Origin of the sequence: Hyphomicrobium nitrativorans NL23, assembly GCF_000503895.1 — a bacterium.
Classification (GTDB): domain Bacteria; phylum Pseudomonadota; class Alphaproteobacteria; order Rhizobiales; family Hyphomicrobiaceae; genus Hyphomicrobium_C; species Hyphomicrobium_C nitrativorans.
Genome location: NC_022997.1, coordinates 3,268,309 through 3,289,568 on the forward strand (window position 1 = coordinate 3,268,309; position 21,260 = coordinate 3,289,568).

General features: G+C 64.4%; 19 protein-coding genes. 16 read left to right on the forward strand and 3 right to left on the reverse strand.

Annotation, left to right across the window (positions count from 1 at the left end; all coding sequences use genetic code 11):
* Positions 1-2 precede the first annotated feature (2 nt).
* The 8 genes from W911_RS15295 (at position 3) to W911_RS15330 (ending at position 8,525) form a co-directional block, all read left to right on the forward strand.
* A complete protein-coding gene (locus tag W911_RS15295; protein WP_023788446.1) occupies positions 3-506 on the forward strand; it encodes a dihydrofolate reductase in 504 nt (167 codons plus the stop codon).
* A gap of 206 nt (positions 507-712) precedes the next feature.
* A complete protein-coding gene (hflK, locus tag W911_RS15300; protein ID WP_023788447.1) occupies positions 713-1,861 on the forward strand; it encodes an FtsH protease activity modulator HflK in 1,149 nt (382 codons plus the stop codon).
* Positions 1,862-1,864: 3 nt separating this feature from the next.
* The gene (gene hflC, locus W911_RS15305) at positions 1,865-2,806 is read left to right on the forward strand and encodes a protease modulator HflC (protein ID WP_023788448.1); all 942 of its coding nucleotides are present in this window, start codon (positions 1,865-1,867) and stop codon (positions 2,804-2,806) included.
* The gene (locus W911_RS15310) at positions 2,803-2,988 is read left to right on the forward strand and encodes a DUF2065 domain-containing protein (RefSeq protein WP_023788449.1); all 186 of its coding nucleotides are present in this window, start codon (positions 2,803-2,805) and stop codon (positions 2,986-2,988) included. The genes hflC and W911_RS15310 overlap by 4 nt, the downstream gene beginning before the upstream one ends.
* Positions 2,989-3,131: 143 nt before the next feature.
* Positions 3,132-4,643, forward strand: coding sequence for a Do family serine endopeptidase (locus tag W911_RS15315; protein ID WP_023788450.1), 1,512 nt, complete (start codon positions 3,132-3,134; stop codon positions 4,641-4,643).
* Between the two features lie 193 nt (positions 4,644-4,836).
* Complete coding sequence (locus tag W911_RS15320; protein ID WP_023788451.1) at positions 4,837-5,550, forward strand: phosphatidylserine decarboxylase; 714 nt, start codon at positions 4,837-4,839, stop codon at positions 5,548-5,550.
* A 63-nt stretch (positions 5,551-5,613) separates the two neighbouring features.
* Positions 5,614-6,543, forward strand: a complete 930-nt coding sequence (gene pssA, locus W911_RS15325; protein ID WP_023788452.1) for a CDP-diacylglycerol--serine O-phosphatidyltransferase — start codon at positions 5,614-5,616, stop codon at positions 6,541-6,543.
* Between the two features lie 179 nt (positions 6,544-6,722).
* Positions 6,723-8,525 carry a hypothetical protein gene (locus W911_RS15330; RefSeq protein WP_023788453.1) on the forward strand — a complete coding sequence of 601 codons (1,803 nt, stop codon included), beginning with the start codon at positions 6,723-6,725 and terminating at the stop codon, positions 8,523-8,525.
* Between the two features lie 1,077 nt (positions 8,526-9,602).
* Here the strand turns inward: W911_RS15330 and W911_RS18955 are convergent.
* Together W911_RS18955 and W911_RS15340 are read right to left on the reverse strand one after the other, a co-directional pair.
* Positions 9,603-10,667: an ATP-binding protein gene (locus tag W911_RS18955; protein ID WP_341872097.1), complete on the reverse strand. Its 1,065-nt coding sequence runs from the start codon at positions 10,665-10,667 to the stop codon at positions 9,603-9,605.
* A 9-nt stretch (positions 10,668-10,676) separates the two neighbouring features.
* Positions 10,677-11,576 carry a sensor histidine kinase gene (locus W911_RS15340; RefSeq protein WP_023788454.1) on the reverse strand — a complete coding sequence of 300 codons (900 nt, stop codon included), beginning with the start codon at positions 11,574-11,576 and terminating at the stop codon, positions 10,677-10,679.
* A 186-nt stretch (positions 11,577-11,762) separates the two neighbouring features.
* Here W911_RS15340 and W911_RS15345 point away from each other — a divergent pair, with 186 nt between their 5' ends.
* The gene (locus W911_RS15345) at positions 11,763-12,830 is read left to right on the forward strand and encodes a type 2 periplasmic-binding domain-containing protein (RefSeq protein WP_023788455.1); all 1,068 of its coding nucleotides are present in this window, start codon (positions 11,763-11,765) and stop codon (positions 12,828-12,830) included.
* Here W911_RS15345 and mscL read toward each other — a convergent pair.
* A complete protein-coding gene (gene mscL, locus W911_RS15350; RefSeq protein ID WP_023788456.1) occupies positions 12,820-13,206 on the reverse strand; it encodes a large-conductance mechanosensitive channel protein MscL in 387 nt (128 codons plus the stop codon). The genes W911_RS15345 and mscL overlap by 11 nt on opposite strands.
* A gap of 261 nt (positions 13,207-13,467) precedes the next feature.
* On the opposite strand from mscL, the gene W911_RS15355 reads away from it, so the two are divergent.
* The 7 genes from W911_RS15355 to W911_RS15385 all read left to right on the forward strand — a co-directional run bounded on the left by W911_RS15355 (position 13,468) and on the right by W911_RS15385 (position 21,244).
* Positions 13,468-13,728: a DUF4212 domain-containing protein gene (locus W911_RS15355; RefSeq protein ID WP_023788457.1), complete on the forward strand. Its 261-nt coding sequence runs from the start codon at positions 13,468-13,470 to the stop codon at positions 13,726-13,728.
* A 49-nt stretch (positions 13,729-13,777) separates the two neighbouring features.
* Positions 13,778-15,613 carry a solute symporter family protein gene (locus W911_RS15360; protein ID WP_023788458.1) on the forward strand — a complete coding sequence of 612 codons (1,836 nt, stop codon included), beginning with the start codon at positions 13,778-13,780 and terminating at the stop codon, positions 15,611-15,613.
* A 63-nt stretch (positions 15,614-15,676) separates the two neighbouring features.
* Positions 15,677-16,642, forward strand: a complete 966-nt coding sequence (pip, locus tag W911_RS15365; RefSeq protein ID WP_023788459.1) for a prolyl aminopeptidase — start codon at positions 15,677-15,679, stop codon at positions 16,640-16,642.
* Between the two features lie 111 nt (positions 16,643-16,753).
* A complete protein-coding gene (locus tag W911_RS15370) occupies positions 16,754-17,386 on the forward strand; it encodes a response regulator transcription factor (protein WP_023788460.1) in 633 nt (210 codons plus the stop codon).
* Between the two features lie 316 nt (positions 17,387-17,702).
* Positions 17,703-18,896, forward strand: a complete 1,194-nt coding sequence (locus tag W911_RS15375; RefSeq protein ID WP_041319044.1) for an aminotransferase class V-fold PLP-dependent enzyme — start codon at positions 17,703-17,705, stop codon at positions 18,894-18,896.
* 126 nt (positions 18,897-19,022) lie between these two features.
* Positions 19,023-19,982 carry an HpcH/HpaI aldolase/citrate lyase family protein gene (locus tag W911_RS15380; protein ID WP_023788462.1) on the forward strand — a complete coding sequence of 320 codons (960 nt, stop codon included), beginning with the start codon at positions 19,023-19,025 and terminating at the stop codon, positions 19,980-19,982.
* Positions 19,983-20,074: 92 nt separating this feature from the next.
* Positions 20,075-21,244, forward strand: a complete 1,170-nt coding sequence (locus W911_RS15385; protein WP_023788463.1) for a malate--CoA ligase subunit beta — start codon at positions 20,075-20,077, stop codon at positions 21,242-21,244.
* The last annotated feature ends 16 nt before the right edge of the window (positions 21,245-21,260 follow it).

Genomic DNA, 21,260 nt, shown 5'->3' on the forward strand with positions numbered 1-21,260 from the left:
ATATGAAAATCTCTCTCTTTGTCGCCGTGGCCGAGAACGGCGTGATCGGCGCCAAGGGCACGATGCCCTGGAAAATGTCGTCCGACCTCAAGACGTTCCGGCGGCTTACGATGGGCAAGCCCCTCATCATGGGCCGGAAGACGTTCCAGTCGCTCAAAGGCCCGCTCGACGGGCGCGACAACATCGTGCTGACGGGCGATCCCTATTTCGAAGCCGAAGGGATCAGCATCGTCAACAGCATGGCCGACGCACTCACTCTTGCGCGCACGCTGGGGGCCGCGCGCGGAGCGGACGAGATCATGGTCATCGGCGGAGCGGACGTGTTCCGGGCCGCTCTTCCGCGCGCAGACCGCATCTACTGGACAGAGATCCACGCCACGCCCGAGGGGGACGTCTACTTCCCAGAAATCGACCTTGCAGACTGGCAAGACGTCTCTCGCGAGGCCCTGCCACACAGCGAGAAAGACACCGTCACGGCGACGCTTCGCGTGATCGAACGGCGATAATTTTTGCGCCCGCGCCCCAAAACGAGGGGCTCCTCCTTGACGCATGGCAGGACACAAACCAATTTCCAGCCAGCGGTTTGCGTCGTCAGGGCTCCTCCCCTATAAGCGAGGCACGATTTTCCCACGGGACCAACGCGAAGCAGGCCCCCGTTTTTGCGCGCCTTGTCCCCGGATTCACCCATCAATCGTAAAAAGGGCCCGATCATATGCCTTGGAGCAACCAGAGCGGCGGAGGTAGCAGCGGCGGCGGTAACGGCGGCGGCTGGAAAGGCGGCAGCGGGGGCGGCGGAGGCGGCGGTCCGTGGGGCCAGGGTCCCGGCTCTCAGCCTCCCGATCTCGAAGAAATGCTGAAACGCAGCCAGGATCGCATGAAGCAGGTCATGCATGGCGGCGGTGTCCCAGGGCCGCTCGCGTTCCTTGCGGCCGCCGTGGCTGTGGCCGTCATCGGTTGGTACGCTTTTACCTTCCGGGTAGATCCTGACGAACTCGGTGTCGTGATGCGCTTCGGCGAATACGTGGATCAGAGGCCTCCGGGACTTCACTTCCGCCTGCCCTACCCCATCGAAGAGATCATCAAGCCGAAGGTGACCCGGCAGAATATCATCGAGGTCGGAATGCGCTCGGGTACCGACCGCGGCTTCGGCGGCGTCGTGATCCAGGATGTCCCCGAAGAGAGCCTGATGCTCACGGGCGACGAGAATACGGTCGACATCGACTTCGTCGTCTATTGGCGCATCCGCGATGCTGCCGAGTATCTGTTCAATATCCAGAACCCCGACAATACGGTGAAGGAAGTCGCCGAGAGCGCGATGCGCGAGATCGTCGGCAAGTCGAGAATTCAACCGATCCTGACCGAAGCCCGTCAGAAGACGGAAGCGGACGTGCTGGCGCTGATCCAGCAGACGCTCGACAGCTATAAGGCCGGAATCCAGATCGACCAGGTCACGCTGCAGAAGGTCGACCCTCCCGGCGAGGTCATCGACGCATTCCGCGACGTGCAGGCCGCACGCGCAGACCAGGAGCGCCTCCAGAACGAAGCGTTCGCCTACGCCAACAAGGTCGTGCCGGAGGCCCGAGGCGAGGCCGAGCGCATTCTCCAAGGCGCGGAAGGCTTCAAGCAACAGACGGTCGCGGAAGCGCAAGGTCAGACGGCGCGCTTCATCTCCGTCTACGACCAGTACACGAAGGCCCCGGAGGTTACCCGCAAGCGCATCTTCCTCGAAACCATGGAACGCGTTTTCGGCGGTACCGACAAAGTCATCATCGACAGCTCAAGCGGACAGGGCGTCGTGCCTTACCTGCCGCTCGATCAGCTTCAGCGCCGCCAGCCGGCCCAGGCCGAAGGGGGTAACTGAGCCATGCGGACTTTCCTGATCTTTCTTCTCGTCGTGCTGGGCATCGCCGCGGCCGGTGTCTATGCGTCGGCCTATATCGTGCATCAGAACCAGCAGGCTCTCGTGCTCGAATTCGGTAAGCCGAAGCGCGTCGTGCAGCAGCCTGGCCTGCATTGGAAGCTGCCCGTCGTCGAAACGGTCGAAATCTTCGACAAGCGCATCCTCGACCTCGACACGGCGACGCAAGAAGTCACCGCGTCCGACCAGAAGCGTCTCATCGTGGACGCGTTTGCGCGCTACCGGATCGTCGATCCGCTCAAGTTCTACCAGACGCTCCGTTTCGAGGGTGCCGTACGCTCGCGTCTCGGACCGATCGTAGAATCGGCCCTGCGCCGCGCGCTCGGCTCGACGACGTTCCAGGACGTCGTGCGTGACCGCCGTGACGAGCTTATGAAGCGGATCGCAGCCAACGTGAACCAGGAGGGCGCCGACTTCGGTCTAGAGGTCGTGGACGTGCGCATCAAGCGCGCGGATCTGCCCGAGCAGAACCAGAAGAGCATCTTCGACCGCATGCGGGCCGAGCGTCAGCGCGAGGCTGCCGAGTTCCGCGCCGAGGGCGTGGGCGAAGCGAACCGCATCCGCTCCAATGCCGACCGCGAGGTGACGATCCTGATGGCCGAGGCGACGCGCAAGGGCGAAGAGCTGCGCGGTGAAGGCGAGGCCGAGCGTAACCGCATCTTCGCCGAAGCGTTCGGACGCGACGAAGACTTCTTCGCCTTCTATCGCTCGATGCAGGCGTACGAGCAGGGTCTCAAGTCCGGCGACACGCGCCTCGTCATCTCGCCGGATAGCGACTTCTTCCGCTACTTCGCCGATCCGATGGGTGCGCCGCGGCCGGCGGCGAACGCTCCGGCTCAGAGGCAGACCACGCCCGCAACGACGGGAGCTGCCGTTCCGACGCCATGAGCGATCTCGCCGTTGCGTTGGGATTGGTGCTCGTGATCGAGGGCCTGCTTTGGGCCCTCGCTCCCGGCTTGGGACGTACGCTTATGGCCACCGCAGCCGCCACGCCGGACACACAGCTCCGGCGGGCCGGCTGGGTGGCCGTTACTTTGGGCGCTATCGTCGTGTGGCTCGTTAGGGGGTAGCGCGTCGTCCGGAGACGGAACGCGCCGCCTGCCGCCCGCGTTGACAGCCTTCCTGCGATCTCACACCTTGGAAGACTGACAGGTCCGGCGTGCGGATCTCATCCCGGCCGGTCGGCCGCCCGCAAGGTAAGGAGCTTTCTTCGATGACCACGACCCCCGGGGCGTCCGCCGTGGCCGCTTTTCGACAGCTCCCTCACGCTGCATTTGCCCGCCTCCTGATCGCCACCGGGCTGCTTCTCGCGGCACTGATCGCTTACGCAGGACCGGCAGCAGCCCAGCGGGGGCCCCAGTCGGTCGCGCCCGTTGCCGAGAAGCTGATCGACGCCGTCGTCAACATCTCGACGAGCCAGGTCGCGAAAGGCCCGGAAGGCGTGCCGCTGCCGCAGGTGCCAAAGGGATCGCCGTTCGAGGATTTCTTCGAGGACTTCTTCAACAAGCGTGGCGGGCGGCCGTCACCTTCGGAACGGAAAGTCTCGTCGCTCGGGTCGGGCTTCGTGATCGACGGCGTCGAGGGGCTCGTCGTCACCAACAACCACGTCATCGAGGGAGCGGACGAGATCGTCGTCAATTTCCATGACGGCTCGAAGCTCAAGGTCGACAAGGTGCTCGGCCGCGACACCAAGACCGATCTCGCGCTCCTCAAAGTGACGCCGAAGAAGCCGCTCGTGGCGGTGGGCTTCGGATCGTCCGCCAATTTGCGCGTCGGAGACTGGGTGATGGCCATCGGCAATCCGTTCGGCCTCGGCGGCTCGGTGACGGTCGGCGTCATTTCGGCCAAGCAGCGCGACATCAACGCGGGCCCCTACGACGATTTCCTGCAGACGGACGCCTCGATTAACAAGGGCAATTCGGGCGGGCCGCTGTTCAACATGGAGGGCGAAGTCGTTGGCGTGAACACGGCGATCTTCTCGCCGACGGGCGGCTCCATCGGCATCGGGTTCGCAGTCCCCTCCGACACCGTCACCACCGTGATCAACCAGCTCAAGGAATACGGCGAGGTGCGCCGCGGCTGGCTCGGCGTCAAGATCCAGTCGATCAGCGAAGACATCGGCGAGAGCCTCGGCCTTCCCGAAAACACGGGCGCGCTGGTTGCCGGCGTCACGCCGGAGAGCCCGGCCGCCCAAGGCGGTATCGAGCCCGGCGACGTGATCGTGCGCTTCGACGGACAGGACATCACCACCATGCGCGGACTGCCGCGGATCGTCGCTCAGACGCAGATCGGAAAGTCCGTCGATGTGGAAGTCCTGCGCCAAGGCCAGCGGCAGACGCTGAAAGTCGCGGTGGGACTGCTCGACGAAGGGCAAAGCGCGTCTGCACCGGCGGCGACGGAAACCATGCCCGAGGCACCGCCTCCGCCGACCACCTCGGTGCTCGGCCTTACGCTGCTGCCGCTCTCCGACGACATGCGTACGCGTTTCGGTTTCGATCCCAAGATCAGCGGCGCGATCATCACCGAGATCGATCCCGAGAGCCAGGCGGCGACCAAAAACATCCGCGTTGGCGACGTTATCACGGAAGCGCAGCAGCAGCCGGTGGTGGAGCCTGCCCATGTGGAAGCCGCCGTCGAGCGCGTGAAGAAGGCCGGTGGAAAGAGCGTGCTTCTGCTGGTGGAGGATTCCAAGGGAGATACGCGCTTCGTCGCCATTCCGTTCTAGGAGCGTTTCGGGCGGCGTCAGTGGATTCACGCTTCATTGTGCCACGGCTCTACGGCGAGGACTTGCCGATAAATTTCAGCAGGATTGGCGCGGTGTGCTTGGCATCGTGCTACAGGTTCATCCGAGGACTGGGACGCTGGACGCCTGATGGGGCCTGAAGTGATCATGGTCTAGGGTCTTTGAGGAGGACACTGTGTCCGATCGCCATTCTTTGCTCGATACGATCACCGACACGCTCGCGCCCGTCCATCGCGACGGGCACAAGTTCGTCGCCATCGGGCTCATCGCCACGCTCGTGTTCTTCTTCGTCTGGCCACCCCTCGGCTGGATCGGCGCGCTGATCACGGCTTGGATCATCTACTTCTTCCGCGATCCCGACCGCGTGACGCCGCTTCGCGACGGTTTGATCGTGGCGCCCGCCGACGGCAGGGTTTCGCTGATCGAAAAGGTGCGTCCGCCCATCGAACTCGGGCTTGGCGAGGAAGAGCGGGTGCGCGTCTCCATCTTCCTCTCTGTTTTCGACGTTCACATCCAGCGCGCCCCGCTCGCGGGCCGCATCGCACGCTCGATCTACGTGCCGGGCGCGTTCCTCAATGCCGAACTGGACAAGGCGTCCGAGGAAAACGAGCGGCGCACCATCGTCATCGAGACGGCCTCGGGTCTATCCGTCGCGGTCGTCCAGATCGCGGGCCTGGTGGCGCGGCGCATCGTGACGTTCGTTGCCGAAGGCGACAGCATCGGTGTCGGCGAGCGGTTCGGTCTTATCCGGTTCGGATCGCGGGTCGACACGTACCTGCCGCCCGGCGCTTTCCCGGCGGTTGCCGTCGGCCAGCGTGCCATCGGCGGAGAGACCGTGCTGGCCGATCTCCGGTCTGTGGAGCCCGAGCGGGAAGCGCGCCGTCACTAATAGGGGCGATTTGCGCGACGGCGCCGGGCTAAGAAAAGTGCAGCCCTGAACAGGAGGCGTGGCATGGACCCCATCGTTCCGCAGCTCGAAAAAGAGACGCGGCGCAGGCGCAGGCGGCGCATGTTCGATCATGCCCGCATCCCCGTGCGCATGATGGTGCCCAACCTGTTCACGCTCGTCGGGCTTTGTGCGGGCCTCACCTCCATTCGCATGTCGATCGAGGGCCGCTACGACTTCGCGCTTGCGGCCATCGTGTTCGCAGCTCTCCTCGACGGCCTCGACGGACGCGTTGCACGCCTGCTGAAAGCCTCGTCTCGTTTCGGCGCCGAGCTCGACAGCCTCGCGGACTTCGTCAATTTCGGCGTCGCACCCGCCATCATGATTTTTACGTGGGGGCTTGGCGGGCATCGCAGCCTGGGGTGGATCGCGGTGATGCTGTTCGCGCTCGCCTCCGCGCTGCGTCTCGCACGCTTCAATGCCTCGCTCGAAGACGACAAGCCCAAATGGCAGGGCGACTTTTTCTCCGGCATGCCCACTCCGGCCGCGGCTATCGTGGTGCTGCTTCCGATCTACCTCGCTCAGCTCGGGCTTGATCTCAGAGAGTCGCCGCTCCTGCTGAACCTCGTGCTCGCCTACACGATGGTGATCGGTGTCATGATGGTGTCGAACATTCCGACCTATTCGGGCAAGCTGCTCGGCGAGCGGATCGGGCGTGAATGGGTGCTGCCGATCTTCATTCTCGTCATGCTGGCGCTGGCCTGCCTCGTGACCTACCCTTACGCGACGCTCGCCATCGCCTCGATCGTCTATCTCGGTTTCATTCCGTGGACGCTTCAACGCTATCGGCAGCTCGAACGCCTTCACGCGCCGTCAATGCCTGCCGCTCCACCCAGCGCAGACGCCGAACCGGCGAACGCGGCCGATACGCCGGACACATCGAATGCGGAGCCGTCGCGCGTGATCGAAATCCGGCCGAGCGAGCAGAAACGCTGAACGCTTCCAGTTGGTTTGGGACCTGACGTTATCACGGCGACGCGGCATTCGTGGCAAGCCTGCACCGGCCGATCGCTCCTTGTACAGCCGCGCCCAAAACGCCGGGACAGCTCCGCCGTTTTCGCTTAAAGTCCGCCCCGCTCGACATGTGTAGTGCGTAGATTGAGGGGGCATGCGTCATGGCCGAAGCCGTATCGAGAGCGTCCGGGAGCTTCAGGCGCGGGATCGAATACATTCTCGGGCGCAACACGCTGATCGGTATCGCGTCGCTCGCGCTGCTCGCCATTTCCGGCTATGCGACCTGGCACGGGATGCGCGACTTCATCATCGGCGTCTCGGCAACGCCCACGCAGCCCACAACCGCGCCGCTCACCATCTCCACCGACGCGCTCGTGATCGCCGTCGTGGTGACGCTCACGTTCCTCATGTGGCTGATGCTGCGCGAGACCTTCGGCGGCTGGCGCGAATTCCGAAATCGCGTCATCACCTTCATTCTCTACGTCTTCCTCGCGATCTGGTCGATCGGCTTCGGCTACGGCTTCTGGTGGGCGCTGATCTCGGGCGAAGAAGCCACCCGCACGGGCCTTGCCGGCCTGCAGGAGGACGCGCGCGACGCCAGCGCGGTGATCGCTGCGCGGCTCGATGCCGTGCGGTCCCAGCTCGACAGCGTCGTTTCCTGGTCCGAGAGCCAAATGGCGCGGGAGGAAACGAGCGGGGGAAGCTGCGGCACCCCTTCGGGCGCAGGCCGGGGGCCGCTCTACAACGCGCGGCGCAGCGTGCGCGACGGCGTGGCGACATTGCGCGACGGCATGACCCGCTCATGGCTCGAACCCGTGCAGGCGGAAGTCGAGCAGCTTCGTGCCAGCGCTTCGCTGCTCGAAGGCGGCACTGTCGAGGAGCGGCAGCGCGCGTTCGAGGCGCGCGCCTCCGAAATCCGCGGCTCGGCGCGCAACATCGCAGCCCGCTCGAACGAACTCGGCAAGGCGACAGCCGCAGAGATGCGGGCATTGGCGGAGACGGTGTCGGTCTCGCCCGGGCAGCCCGGCTTCTCCTGTTACGATCCGACACTCGCCCAGCGGCTCACGCAGGCGGCGGGCCAGGCCGATCAACCCGCCGAGGTCATGCTGCGCGATGCGGCGTTCAGCGAAGGCCCAGCCGGCGTCGCCAATGCCGTCAAGAACCTCTGGACGAACATCGGCACGTATACGGGAAGCCTCGTCCGCTTCGTGTTCACGTGGGGCAACCCCGGCGAGAGCACGACCGACACGGGTCAACCGATCACCGGGCGCGACCTGATCGCGCTGCTCGCCTCCATCGGTATCGATCTCGGCATTCTCGTGCTTGCGATCCTCAATCCGCCGCTCGCGCGCCCCGAGATGCCGCGCGACTTGCGGCGGCAGATCCGGTCCGCCGTCGACACGGCCATCGCGCGCGCGCCAAGCGAAGATATCGAATGGGTGCGCCGTCACTTCATCTATCACCGGACGGCATCGTATCTGGTCATTCCAAACCTCTACGGGGCCGATCCGAAAGACCATGTCGAATCCGCCAAGGCGCTGGCGATGAACCAGCTCGCGGGCGTGCTCGACGATCTCGATCTCATCGAGTGGCCGTCGCCGGGCTGGCCCAAATCCTGGGACAGGCAGCTCATCAAAGGCGATCTCAAAAAACTGCGCGACGAAGAGACCGAAGGCAGCGATACGGATCTCTCCGAGATCCGGAAGAGCTGGATCGCGAAGCGCCGCGCGAAGAACGCGGATCTCGTGCTGAGCGAAAAAGATGCGGCGTTCGAGACGGCCGATCCGTTGCGCAATCACGGGCTTTTCTCGAAGGCGGAGCGCGCACTCGAAATCGCGGGGTGGAGCGAATCCGCGCGGCGCGACATCGAGGTCTATCGCCTTGTCGATACGGAGGGGCTGACGCCGATCCTTGGCGTGCTCAACGACAACGATAGCGGCGAGGCGCCGAACGTCAGCGGTTGAGAGGCCTCAACAGGCGTTCACGCAGGGCGTGGCGCGGATTGGCCGGCGCCGGATCCGACGGTGGCAGCGGCGGGGGCGTGCCGGCTGCGCCCGATGCCGGCGGTGCGTCTCGGCGCGGCTGAAGCGGAGACGGATGGAGCGGCGGCGGCTGCATCGGCGGATGCGGCTCGGTTCCGTAGGCACGGCGCGGAATATCGCCTTGCGGCAGCGGCCGGCGCACAAGAGGCTCGCGTTGAGGAGGGGACGCCTCGGCGGGCGTGCTCCGTTCGGGCGACCGCGCACGACGGTGATCCGGCTCCGCCATCGGCGGCTCGCCATAGCTCTCGGCACTATAAGCATCGTCAGAGGCCGGGCGTTGCGGGGCCGACCCTTCTGGACCCGGCCGTTCGAGGGCACCGTCCTGACGGCGGACCAGCCCTGACGACGGGGCGAAATTGACGGCTTCGGCAAAGAGTTGAGCTTGGAACGCGGGATCGAGCTGGCCGCACACACCGGCGGCGCGCCAGCGCTCGACGACGGCATCGAGGAAGGCTTCGTCGCCGAGCGACTCCTGCCACTTCTCCGAGAAGCGCGCCGTGGTGGAGCGGGGCAGAGCATGCGGCGGCAGTTCGTCGAAGCGGATGCGGACAGGGATCGGCACGCCGTCGCCGAACGCAATGGCTTCACGCGCGCCGAGGGCGGGCAGAAACTCGATAAGGCCCGTGCCGGTATCGGACACGGCCGATGTCACGATCTCCTGGTCGCGATCGTTCGACATGCGGAGCGCGAAAACGGTGTTGCACTGGGACAGGATGGTCGGGTCGATTTCGGCCGGGCGCTGCGTCACGATGCACAGCGAGCATCCGTACTTGCGGCCTTCCTTTGCAATCTTCGCCAACGCCCGCTTGCATGGCTCGAAGCCCATTTCCGGATTGAGCGGCACGTAGCGATGCGCCTCTTCGCAGACGACGGTCACGGGGATCTTTCCGTCGCCCCAGAGTGCGAAATCGAAAGCCATGCGGCAAAGCACGGACACGACGACATTGACGACTTCGGGCGGCAGGCCCGTGAGTTCGAGGATGGTGATGGGTTTGCCGTTCACCGGCACGCGGAATACGCGCGACAGGATCTGCGCCATGCCGTCGTACACGGTGACGGAGCCGAACATGAACGCGTAGCGGCCGTCCTGCGAAAACGTCTCGATGCGCGTCTTGAGCTGGCGATAGGGCGCGAGATCGCGACGGTTTTCGAGCTTTCCCATGCGCTCGTCGATGAGGTTCGTGAGATCGGAGATACGATAGGGAACGGGGTGTCGACCGTGAACTTGCTGCCGTCGAGGCCCGTCTTGCGGATTTTCTGCTGATCGTTGTTGCGGCCTGCGTTATAGCGGGCTTTGGCAAGGGGAATCAGATCCTGGAGAATCTCGATCTCCACCTTGCGGTCGCTATCGCCGACGAGCACCTCGACGGCTTCCTCGAAGTTCAACAGCCATAGCGGAAGCTGGAGCGTGCGCGGCGAGATCACCTCTGCGCGATCACCGAAGGCCGTCGCATATTCGTTGTGAGGATCGAGCAGCACGATATGTGCGTTCGGATTTTTCTCCAGGATGGCGCGCAAAATCAGTGCCGTGGAGCAGGATTTTCCGGTGCCCGTCGTGCCCAGGATCGCGAAGTGCTTTCCGAGCAGATCGTCGACGCGGATCATTGCCGGGATCGAGCTATCCTGGCGGATCGTGCCGACACGCACACAATTCTCGTTGTTGCCGGCATATGTGAGCTTGAGCTCGAACTGCGTCGCAAAGCGCACGCGGTCGCCCAGCGTCGGATAGGTCGTCGTTCCGCGATGAAAGGTCAGCGGACGCCCGTCCGGGCCCTTGGTCAACTCGCCGACGAGGCCAAGCTCGGCGATGCGGATTTCCTGCTCGGTGCCGTGCGCGGGTACGGGCACGCTCAGCGCCGAGACGGTGGCGAGGACCGTGGTGCGGCCGGTGTCGATGGCCAGCAGCGTGCCCATCTCCGGGCGATCGGCCTGGTTTTTCGGATCGTTCTCGTGCGTGACATCGAGCAAAAGGATGGCCTTCGAGCCCGTTACGGACGCGATGCGGCCAATGGATCGTGGCAGCACGTGGTACTGAGGCTCTTTAGGGACGACTGCCGACTGCATGACTCTGGCCTAGTAATTTGCCGGGTGGATTGCCGCGCCCTGCCCGAAAACGGCGTCGCGAGCTTCCACCGGAGACATCTGGTGCGCCGGCGGGAGGAGGATCGTCACGTCGGTCCCCTTCTGCTTGACGCTGGTGATGTGGAATTCGCCGCCGTGAAGCTCGACGAGCGATTTGGCGATGGGAAGACCCAAGCCGGTGCCTTCGCGCCAGCGCGTGCGCGCGCCATCCACCTGGCCGAAAGGCTCGACGGAGACACGGATCTCGTCCTCCGTCATGCCGACGCCCGTGTCACGGATGACGATCATGACGCCCGAGTCGCCACGTTCGAGCGCTTCGATGGTGACGGCCCCACCGCGGGGCGTGAACTTCACGGCATTGGAGATCAGGTTGGAAAAGACCTGCGCGAGCTTCGTATCGTCGCCGCGCACGAGGGGGAGCGAAAAGGCCAGCTTCAGCGAGATCGTGACGCCCGCTGCTTCGGCAGCAGCCTCGGCCTCGGCAACGCAATCGCGGAGCACGGCCGCGACATCGATCTCGAACGCATCGAGCGCATAGGTGCCGCTCTGGATCTTCGAAATATCGAGAATGCCGTTGATGACCGCCAGCAGATGACGCGCGGAATCCTGGATGAGGCCGGCGTACTGGACGATATCCTCGTCCGACAGCCTGCGCTCGCCATGCTCTTTCAACAACTTGGAGAAGCCGAGCACCGTATTGAGCGGCGTGCGCAGCTCATGGCTCATGTTCGAGACGAACTCGGATTTGACGCGCGTGGCAAGCTCGGCCTCGACGCGTGCCTTGCGTTCGGCGACGCGCGTACGCTGCCGGAGCACCGCATCGCCGATCAGCGTCGCATACTCCTGCATGAGCGTGTTCGTTTTACTCGTACCAAGGCCGTCAGTACGCATGGTGGATTAACGCTGAAACCTCTACTTGGCTGCAACAGTAGAGCTCAATAAATAAGACGTGGTTAATCCGTCATATTTTGCTTGAAGAGATCTTAAACATTGCTCTGAGGCTGGGCGGCACCGTTGTTTTCGGCCACGGTTTGGGCTTTGATGCCCCAAAGACGAGGGGCGAGGGGGCTCAGACACATGGACCGGCGCAAGTTTCTGATCTCGACGGGCGGCGTTGCGGTTGCAGCAGCTGCCTCAACAGCCGGCGCAGAGGCGGCTGCGTGGATTTCGAGCCCGGGTCCCGTGCCCGAGGGGGCCATCGTGCTCCGGCTCGCGATGCCCTGGAAAGACCGTCCGCAAGGCCCTGCCGAAAGCGCGCGACGTCTCGCGCAGCGGTTCCAGGCGATGACAGGCGGGCGTTATCATCTCCAAATCGCCGCCTCGGCCGGCGACGCGGATCTCCTTCACGCAAGCCCCCACGACATCGCCCATCATCACCCCGCGTTCTCGTATTTTGCGGGCCTCCCAGGGTCAGCCGGCCTCGCGGCCAGCGATTTCGCTCATTGGCTGACAGTGGGCGGGGGACAGATGCTCTGGGACGACCTTGCGGCGGACTATGGCTGGAAGCCGCTGCTCGCGGGGCATCTGGGAGATGCGCCTCCGCTGTGGTCGCGGGCTCCCATCACGCGCCTTTCCGACATTGCCGGCGCGCCTCTCGCCGTCGCCGGCCTCGGTGCTGACGCCGCGCGGGCCCTGGGTGCGGAGGTTCAGCCGCTCGGCCCGGACGCCGCGATCCGCGCGCTCGGAGACGGTACGGTCCACGCCGCAGAGACCGGCGGTCTGCTGACCAGCCTCGGGCTCGGCGTGGCGCGCGTCGCCAAACATGCGACGGGCCACGGTCTCACAGGTCGCGGGACGGCTCTCGGTCTTCACGTGCGCCTCGATGTCTGGGACCGCATTGCCCCCGAAGACCAGGCCATTCTCGCAGCCGCGGCGGAGCAAGAGTTCCACGCTTCGGTTGCGGAAGACCGCGCTCACGAACGTCTCGCTCGGCAGACGCTCGAAACGGCGTTCGGCGTCACGTTCGCGGCGTGGCCTGCTGACATTGCTGGCGCGCTCGATCGGGTTGCGGAAGCCACCGTCGCACACGTAGCTGGATACGATACGCGCAGCGCGCGCATCGATCAGAGCTATATGGCGTTCCGCAGCGCGGTTTCGGGTTCCGCCGCGCCGCGGCGCCATTCCGTCGCCGGCGCTATTTCTTGACCAGCGCGTCGCGGATCTCGCGCAGATAGACTTCGGACGGCGGGGGCGGCGCAGCCTCGACGGCCTTCGGCTTGTGCAGCTTGTTGATGACGCGGATCAGAAGGAAAATAGCCGCTGCCGTGATCAGGAACGTGAAGACCGCGTTCAGGAAGAGGCCATACTTGATTTCCACGCCGTCGCCGGTTGGGGTCGGCAACGTGATTGCGAGCGCGCTGAAATCCACGCCCGCGAGCACATAGCCGATCGGCGGCATGATGATGTTATCGACCAGCGTCGCGACGATGGGTGAGAATGCGGCACCGATGATCACGCCAACGGCGAGATCTATCACATTGCCACGCATTGCAAATTCTCTGAACTCGGTCAGTATCGACATGGTAGGATTCCCCTGGTCATTCCGTAAGCCCGACTCATCCGAGCCGGCGCGGCGATGCTAGGTGAGCCAACGTTGGCAAGCAATTGCGCCGGGGCCGGGCTCCGGGGGATCAGGGCACGGGGATGCGGCTCGCCTCATTGGAACCATAACTGCGCCGCACCTCATGGTTCGGTCACGAGCCTTGCCCGGAACCGGGATATCGTCCCTGGGAGGCGCACGACGCCTCATGACAGAATTTGAGACAGAAGTTCGGAGGTCGTCATGATCGAGCGGCGCGAGCGGAAGCCCTACTGGCGGCATACGAAATGGCAGATGCTTGCGAGCCTCGTGCCGTTTCTCATCGTCATGATCGTGCTGCCGCTCTATGCCGCCGACCTCAACCGCAGCCGCTTCATGGGATTCCCGCTGGGCTACTTCCTCTCGCTGCACGGCATGATCCTGATCGCAGTCGTGACGGTGGCAAGCTTCGTCAACCGGCAGGATGCCATCGACCACTGGCACGGAGCCCACGAGGATGCGTGATGCGATGATGCGTTCGCCCGGCAGCCCGCTCCGGCGGGAGCGCTGAGGAATGTCGTTCACCCACCGGACACGTTACGTCAATCCCCGCCTCGGGACGTACTTCGGAATTTTCATAAGCGCTTTCGTGGCGCTCGGCCTCATGGCGCTGATCCTGGAAGGGCTCGGCGTGGAAGACGGCGCGCTCAAGGCCGCGATGCTGCTTGGGCCAATCGTGTTCTTCGTCTTCATCGGCATCGCTGCGTTCAACAACGAGCCCATCGACTATTTCGCCGCCGGCCGGCGCGTTCCCGCGTTCTATACGGGGCTTGTGCTCGCGCAGACGGCCCTCGGCGCGACAGGGCTCGTGGTGCTTACGGGCATTTTCTTTTTGATCGGCTTCGACGCGCTGTGCCTCGTCATCGGAGGGCTTGCTGGGTTCGTCGTGATGGCGGTGCTGCTTGCGCCGTTCTTCCGAAAGTTCGGCGCCTACACGATCCCGAGCTATCTCGGCCGGCGTTTCGAGAGCCGCACGTTGCGCCTCGTCGCGGGCGGCGTTCTCTCGGTGCCGATGCTGCTGATGCTGGCCGCGGAGCTGCGTATCGGGGCGCACGCCATCGCATGGTTCTACCCTTACGCGCCATCGTCGCTCGTGGTGCTGGGCCTCACCTTCGTGGTCGTCCTTACCATTGCGGCGGGAGGCATGCGGTCTCTCGCATGGTCGTCCAGCGCGCAGAGCCTCGCAGCCCTGCTCGCGCTTCTCGTGCCGGTCGGCGTCGTCGCCGTGATCGTGACGAACCTGCCTTTGCCGCAGCTTTCTGCGGGCCCGATCCTGCGCACAATCGGACGCGCAGAAGCCGCCCAGGGGCTGCCGATCATTCTTCCACCCGCGCTTGCCTTCGACATGCCGGGCGAAGGATTGGGGCTCATCGCCAAACGCTATTCGGATGCGTTCGGCAACATCGGCCCGCTCGCGTTCGTGATCACCACGCTTTCGGTGCTCGCGGGCGTGGCGAGCGCGCCGTGGCTGCTTCCGCGCGTGGCGGGTACGCCCGGCGTCTACGAAGCGCGCAAGTCGCTCGGCTGGGCCACACTGCTGTTCGGTATCTCGATGCTGACCATCGCGTCGGTCGCGATATTCATGCGCGACTACCTGACCGACATCGTGACCGTCGCCGGCCAGGTTCGCTTTCCGCCGTGGTTCGAGGATCTCGTCGCGCGGGGCATCCTCACGGTCGGCGGCGAGGGCCGTCCTACGCTTTCGAGCTTCAGCGTCTCGCGCGACGACGTGCTTCTCGCGCTCCCCATCGCGGCCGAGATGCCGGCCATCGTGCTCTATCTCGCGGCCGGCGGCGTGCTGGCCGCAGCGCTCGCGACAGCGGCGGCCATTGCGCTCGCGCTCGGAAACATTCTGGCGGAGGACGTCGTGTATGGCCTCTCGTGGTCGCCGGTCGGGCCCGGCGCACGGCTCATCGTCGCGCGGCTCGCGCTCGGAACGGCGGCTGCGCTCGGCGGGCTCATCGCACTCGCCGCTCCAACCGATCCGCTGAAACTGATGCTGTGGGCGTTGGCGCTGACGGGCGCGGCGGCGTTCCCGGTGCTTGTGCTTTCAATCTGGTGGAAGCGGCTCAATGCGTTTGGCGCGGTGGCCGGCATCTCAACCGGCTTCGGCGTGACGGTGCTTGCGATCATCGCGGGAGAAGCCGGGATCACGGGCACCGATAGCGCGCTTGCGGCGGCCATAGGTTTGCCCGCGGGCGCGGTGGCGGCGATCGCTGTCGCGCTTGCGACGCCCGCACCGTCACGGAGCGTGCTCGAACTCGTGCTCGACATTCGCGTTCCGGGCGGCGAAATCCTCTATGACCGCGAAATGCGCTATCAGAAGCGCAAGAAGGCCCAGCGCGCCTAAGCTCCGGCGCAATCACTGCACCGCTCGGTCTCAAGCCCGCTCACCTTCTGTGGATCGTCGCCCATGTCAGTTCGAGACCGGCTTACGCTCTATCCTCCTCTCGATCTCTTCAACGAGGGGTTTCTCGACACCGGCGACGGGCACACGCTGTATTATGCCGAATGCGGAAACCCGAATGGCGCGCCCGCGCTCGTCGTGCACGGCGGCCCCGGCGGCGGCTCGAATCCCACCATGCGCCGCTTTCATGATCCCAAACACACCCGCATCATTCTCTTCGACCAGCGCGGGTGCGGGCGGTCGCTTCCCAACGCTTCCATCGAGAACAACACCACGTGGCATCTGATAGAAGACATGGAGCGGTTGCGCGCGCATCTCGGTGTCGAGCGCTGGCAGCTATTCGGCGGATCCTGGGGCTCGACGCTGGCCCTCGCCTACGCCATCACGCATCCGGAGCGCGTCTCCGCGCTGCTTCTCCGCGGCATCTTTCTTTTGCGCCAGAGCGAGCTCGACTGGTTCTATAAGGACGGCGCGCGCGCCCTGTTCCCGGAGGCGTGGGACGCGTTCGCATGCCATATTCCGGAGGCCGAGCGCGGCGACATGATCCGCGCCTATTACACACGCCTCATCGATCCCGATCCTCGCGTGCACATGCCGGCGGCTGCGGCGTGGAGCGTATGGGAAGGCACGACGCTTTCGCTGGCCGAGGATGCGGCGCGCGTGCGCGCGTTTTCCAATCCCGGCTACGCGCTCGCGTTCGCGCGTATCGAGTGTCATTATTTCGTCAACAAAGGGTTCTTCGCCAACGACGGCGCCCTGCTTAGCCAGGCGCACCGGATCGCCGGCATCGGCGGCGCGATCGTGCATGGACGCTACGATGCGGTGACGCCGGTCCGCAGCGCGTGGGATCTTAAGCAGGCTTGGCCAACCGCCGAGTTGCGTATCGTCCCCGACGCAGGACATGCCATGACGGAACCCGGCATTATCCATGAACTCGTGCGCGCCACTGCCGAGTTTCGCGACAAAGCCTGACACATCGGCTGCGCGGCGCGGGATCGCGGCCCTTTCGCGCGGCGTCACATTCGCCATGCGCTCCTTTCACGCTGGTCCGAGGCCGACCGGCGCAGGTACAATGCGGTCATCATGCCGAATTCGACCCGCGCCACCATCGCCATCGCCGATAAAAACCCCGTGGTCCGCACGGGGCTTATCGACGTGATTTCTCGCGACGGCCGCTTCGAGGTCAAGGTTGCCGTTGCGACCGGCGGCGCGTTTCTCGACGCCGTCGAGGCGGAGCCCGCCGACATCGCCATCATCGGCTGGGCCTTGCCCGACATGACCGGAGGCGATGTGCTGGGCGAACTCAAGCGCCGAGGCATCGCAACGCGCACCATCGTCTACACCGGCGAGCCGGGTCAGTCGGTGTTGCGGCGCACCATCAAAGCGGGCGCGTGGGGCTTCATGTCGAAGAGCGACGAACCCGAGGTGCTGCTCGAAATCATTTCGACCGTCTCGCACGGGCGCGTGTCGTTTCCGTATGTCGATATCGAAGCGGCGCGGCACGATCCGCTCGATGTGCTCACCGTGCGCGAGCGCGAATTGCTGACAGCACTTGCGGCCGGCTGGACAAACCTTCAAATTGCGGCCCGCATCGGTATTTCCCGCAATACCGTTAAGTATCATCTCAAGAATCTCTACGACAAACTCGACGTCAACAACCGCGCGATGGCGGTTGCGCTTTACATGGCCAACGAACACCAGCGCGACGAGCGTTGAACGTCGTCAGACGTAAGGCCGCAGGGTGGGTAGGCGGAAACTACCCAACTGGGGAATTCCCAGCCGAGCTCTCACCGCCCATAAGCCTACCCAACGGATTTTCCGCCGTCGCCCTTACGGGTCTTGTGCACACTCTCGACACTGATAAGTGTTGAGCGCCTTCCACGACGGACATGAGTACGAGGCTCACGCAATCGAGGTCAGAACCCTTTTGCGATGAGCACCGTAGTTTCGGCTGACGCTTCGCGGTCGAGACGCTAATGTTGGGGCCAAAAAACGCGAAGCTCGACACTGGAGGAGACGCCTAATGACCGCAATGGTGACGCCACACCTTTTCATCCCAGGCCCGACCAACGTTCCTGACGCCGTCCGCATGGCTATGAACCTGCCCATGGAAGACATGCGCAGCCCCGAATTTCCGAAGTTCACGCTTCCGATCTTCGAAGACCTGAAGAAGGCCTTCAAGATGAAGGACGGACGCGTCTTCATTTTCCCGTCGTCGGGCACGGGCGCCTGGGAATCGGCGATCGAGAACACGCTCGCCGTCGGCGACAAGGTTCTGATGAGCCGCTTCGGTCAGTTCTCGCTGCTCTGGGTCGACATGGCCGAGCGCCTCGGCCTCAACGTCGTTCTCTGCGACGAAGAGTGGGGCACGGGCGTGCCGCTCGAAAAGTATGCCGACATCCTCGCAAAGGACACGGCGCACGAGATCAAGGCCGTGTTCGCCACGCATAACGAAACGGCGACCGGCGTTTCCTCCGACATCGCGGGCGTGCGCAAGGCACTCGATGCCGCCAAGCATCCGGCGATGCTGTTCGTCGACAGCGTGTCCGGCGTCGGCTCGCTCGACATGCGCATGGGCGAGTGGGGCGTCGACTGCTGCGTCTCCGGCTCGCAGAAGGGCTTCATGCTTCCGACGGGCCTCGGCATTCTCGCCGTCTCCCAGAAGGCGCTCGACGCCAACAAGAGCCTCAACGGCCGCATGAACCGTTGCTTCTTCTCCTGGGAAGACATGATCAAGACCAACGATCAGGGCTTCTTCCCCTACACGCCGGCCACGCAGCTCATTCGCGGCCTGCGCACCTCGCTCGACCTGCTGTTCGCCGAGGGGATCGACAACGTGTTCGCCCGCCATACGCGCCTCGCCAGCGGCGTACGCGCTGCCGTCGATGCGTGGGGCCTCAAGCTTTGCGCAAAGGAACCGAAGTGGCACTCCGACACGGTGTCCGCGATCCTCGTGCCTGAGGGCATCGACAGCGCGAATGTCGTGAAGACGGCTTACTACCGTTACAACACGTCACTCGGCGTCGGCCTCAACAAGGTTGCCGGCAAGGTGTTCCGCATCGGCCACCTCGGTGCGCTCGACGAGTACATGATCGGCGGCGTGCTGTTCTCCGTCGAGATGGCGCTCAAGGATTGCGGTGTTCCCGTCAAGCTCGGCTCGGGCACGGGTGCTGCCGCCGAGTACTTCGTGAACAACCCCGTCAAGCCTGCCGACAAGAAGGCCTGATTTTTCGGGCGGCGCTCGAAAGAGCGCCGCCCTTCTCATGCCCGGATCCCGGTGCGTTCCGCGCCCCCCTGACTGCGGGACTGCCAGAACTCTTCAAGAAACTTCGTAAGCACAAGGAAACGTCCTATGAGCTACACTCTCTATCCCAACCGCAAGAACCGTCTTCAGAGGTCGTACCTTGCCGTTCCGGGCTCGAACCCGTCGATGATCGAGCGCGCTCACAAGAGCGCCGCCGACTACGTGTTCCTCGATTGCGAGGACGCCGTTGCTCCGCCCGAGAAGGAGCAGGCGCGCAAGAACATCATCCAGGCCCTTAACGACCTCGATTGGAAGGCCGCAGGCAAGAGCGTCTCCGTGCGCATCAACGGTCTCGACACGCACTATTGCTATCGCGACGTCGTCGACATCGTCGAGCAGGCCGGTGCGAAGCTCGACACCATCCTGGTTCCGAAGGTCGGCGTTCCTGCCGACGTCTACGCCATCGAAAGCTTCGTGAGCCAGATCGAAGTCGCGAAGGGCCTGCCGCACCAGATCGGCATGGAAGCCCTGATCGAGACCCCGCTCGGCATGGCGAACGTCGAAGCCATCGCTTCGGCCAACAGCCGCCTCGAGTCGATGCACTTCGGCGTCGCCGACTACTCCGCCTTCAACAAGGCCCGCACCGTCGTCATCGGCGGCCTCAACCCCGACTATCCGGGCGACCAGTGGCACTTCCCGCTGTCGCGCATGACGGTTGCCTGCCGCGCATTCGGCCTCAGGCCGATCGACGGCCCGTTCGGCGGCATCGACGATCCGGAAGGCTTCAAGGATGCCTGCCGCCGCGGCGCCGCGCTCGGCATGGAAGGCAAGTGGGCCATCCATCCCTCGCAGATCGAGCTCGCCAACGAGATCTACTCGCCGACCGCAAAGGAAATCGACCGCGCGGAACGCATCCTCGTCGCTCTCAAGGAAGCCGAAGCTCAGGGCAAGGGCGCCGCTTCGCTCGACGGCAAGATGATCGACGCCGCATCGGAGAAGATGGCTCGCCACATGCTCGCGACCGCAGACGCGATCAAGGCCGCCGAAGCCGCCCGCGCGAAAGCGTAACAACAAGACGGCATTAGAACGTGATCGCTTCGGACTGGCAGGGTCCGAAGCGATCATGATCTCGGAAACGGTTCCCCCCAAGGAGATCGAGGATGGACATTCACGAGTATCAGGCGAAAGAACTTCTCTCGAAGTTCGGCGTGCCCGTCCCGCGTGGCGGGCTCGCTTACAGCCCTGAGCAGGCCGTCTACCGTGCCCACGAAATCGGTGGGCCGAAGTGGGTGGTCAAAGCACAGATCCACTCGGGTGCCCGCGGCAAGGCCGGCGGCATCAAAGTCTGTTCCAACGAGCACGAGATCGAGCAGGCCGCCCAAGGTCTGCTCGGCAAGAAGCTGGTCACGATCCAGACCGGCCCGGCCGGAAAACTCGTTTCGCGTCTCTACATCGAGGAAGCGACCGACATCGACAAGGAGATCTATCTCTCCTTCGTGATGGATCGCGCGGCCGAGCGCATCGTCGTCGTCTCGTCGGCGGCGGGGGGCATGGACATCGAAGAGATCTCGCACAGCCAGCCCGACACGATCATCAAGGTGGTCGTCGATCCGGCCGTGGGCATGCAGGGCTTCCAGGCCCGCGAGGTCGCATTCGGCCTAGGCGTCGATCCTGACATCGTCGGCAAGATGGAGCGCGTGATCCTCGGCTGCTACCGCGCGTTCCGTGATCTCGACGCGAACATGCTCGAAATCAACCCGCTCGTCATCACCAAGCAGAAGGGCGTGATCGCGCTCGATGCGAAGATGAGCTTCGACGAGAACGCCCTGTTCCGCCGCCCGCAGATCGCGGAGCTGCGCGACAAGAGCCAGGAAGACGCGCGCGAAACCTATGCGAACGACCGCGGTCTCTCGTACGTCGGCCTCGACGGCGATATCGGGTGCATCGTGAACGGCGCGGGCCTCGCCATGGCGACCCTCGACATGATCAAACTCGCGGGCGGAGAGCCGGCGAACTTCCTCGACATCGGCGGCGGCGCCTCTCCCGAGCGCGTCACCAAGTCGTTCAAGGCCGTCCTGCGCGACAAGAACGTGAAGGCGATCCTCGTCAACGTGTTCGCGGGCATCAATCGCTGCGACTGGGTGGCCAAAGGCGTCGTCGATGCGATCAAGGAACTCGAAATCAAGGTTCCGATCGTCGTGCGCCTTGCAGGCACCAACGTGGAGGAAGGCCGCAAGATCATCGATCAGAGCGGCCTCACCATGATCAGCGCCGAAACGCTCGCCGACGCGGCCCAGAAGGCCGTCTCAGCAGCCAAGAACGCCGCGTAAGCGCGTCAGGAGGAAT

Excerpts from the sequence above, each read along its gene's own strand:
- W911_RS15295 (WP_023788446.1), top strand. The coding sequence starts at position 3 with ATGAAAATCTCTCTCTTTGTCGCCGTGGCCGAGAACGGCGTGATCGGC.
- hflK (WP_023788447.1), top strand. The coding sequence starts at position 713 with ATGCCTTGGAGCAACCAGAGCGGCGGAGGTAGCAGCGGCGGCGGTAAC.
- hflC (WP_023788448.1), top strand. The coding sequence starts at position 1,865 with ATGCGGACTTTCCTGATCTTTCTTCTCGTCGTGCTGGGCATCGCCGCG.
- W911_RS15310 (WP_023788449.1), top strand. The coding sequence starts at position 2,803 with ATGAGCGATCTCGCCGTTGCGTTGGGATTGGTGCTCGTGATCGAGGGC.
- W911_RS15315 (WP_023788450.1), top strand. The coding sequence starts at position 3,132 with ATGACCACGACCCCCGGGGCGTCCGCCGTGGCCGCTTTTCGACAGCTC.
- pssA (WP_023788452.1), top strand. The coding sequence starts at position 5,614 with ATGGACCCCATCGTTCCGCAGCTCGAAAAAGAGACGCGGCGCAGGCGC.
- W911_RS15330 (WP_023788453.1), top strand. The coding sequence starts at position 6,723 with ATGGCCGAAGCCGTATCGAGAGCGTCCGGGAGCTTCAGGCGCGGGATC.
- W911_RS18955 (WP_341872097.1), bottom strand. The coding sequence starts at position 10,667 with ATGCAGTCGGCAGTCGTCCCTAAAGAGCCTCAGTACCACGTGCTGCCA.
- W911_RS15340 (WP_023788454.1), bottom strand. The coding sequence starts at position 11,576 with ATGCGTACTGACGGCCTTGGTACGAGTAAAACGAACACGCTCATGCAG.
- W911_RS15345 (WP_023788455.1), top strand. The coding sequence starts at position 11,763 with ATGGACCGGCGCAAGTTTCTGATCTCGACGGGCGGCGTTGCGGTTGCA.
- mscL (WP_023788456.1), bottom strand. The coding sequence starts at position 13,206 with ATGTCGATACTGACCGAGTTCAGAGAATTTGCAATGCGTGGCAATGTG.
- W911_RS15355 (WP_023788457.1), top strand. The coding sequence starts at position 13,468 with ATGATCGAGCGGCGCGAGCGGAAGCCCTACTGGCGGCATACGAAATGG.
- W911_RS15360 (WP_023788458.1), top strand. The coding sequence starts at position 13,778 with ATGTCGTTCACCCACCGGACACGTTACGTCAATCCCCGCCTCGGGACG.
- pip (WP_023788459.1), top strand. The coding sequence starts at position 15,677 with ATGTCAGTTCGAGACCGGCTTACGCTCTATCCTCCTCTCGATCTCTTC.
- W911_RS15370 (WP_023788460.1), top strand. The coding sequence starts at position 16,754 with ATGCCGAATTCGACCCGCGCCACCATCGCCATCGCCGATAAAAACCCC.
- W911_RS15375 (WP_041319044.1), top strand. The coding sequence starts at position 17,703 with ATGGTGACGCCACACCTTTTCATCCCAGGCCCGACCAACGTTCCTGAC.
- W911_RS15380 (WP_023788462.1), top strand. The coding sequence starts at position 19,023 with ATGAGCTACACTCTCTATCCCAACCGCAAGAACCGTCTTCAGAGGTCG.
- W911_RS15385 (WP_023788463.1), top strand. The coding sequence starts at position 20,075 with ATGGACATTCACGAGTATCAGGCGAAAGAACTTCTCTCGAAGTTCGGC.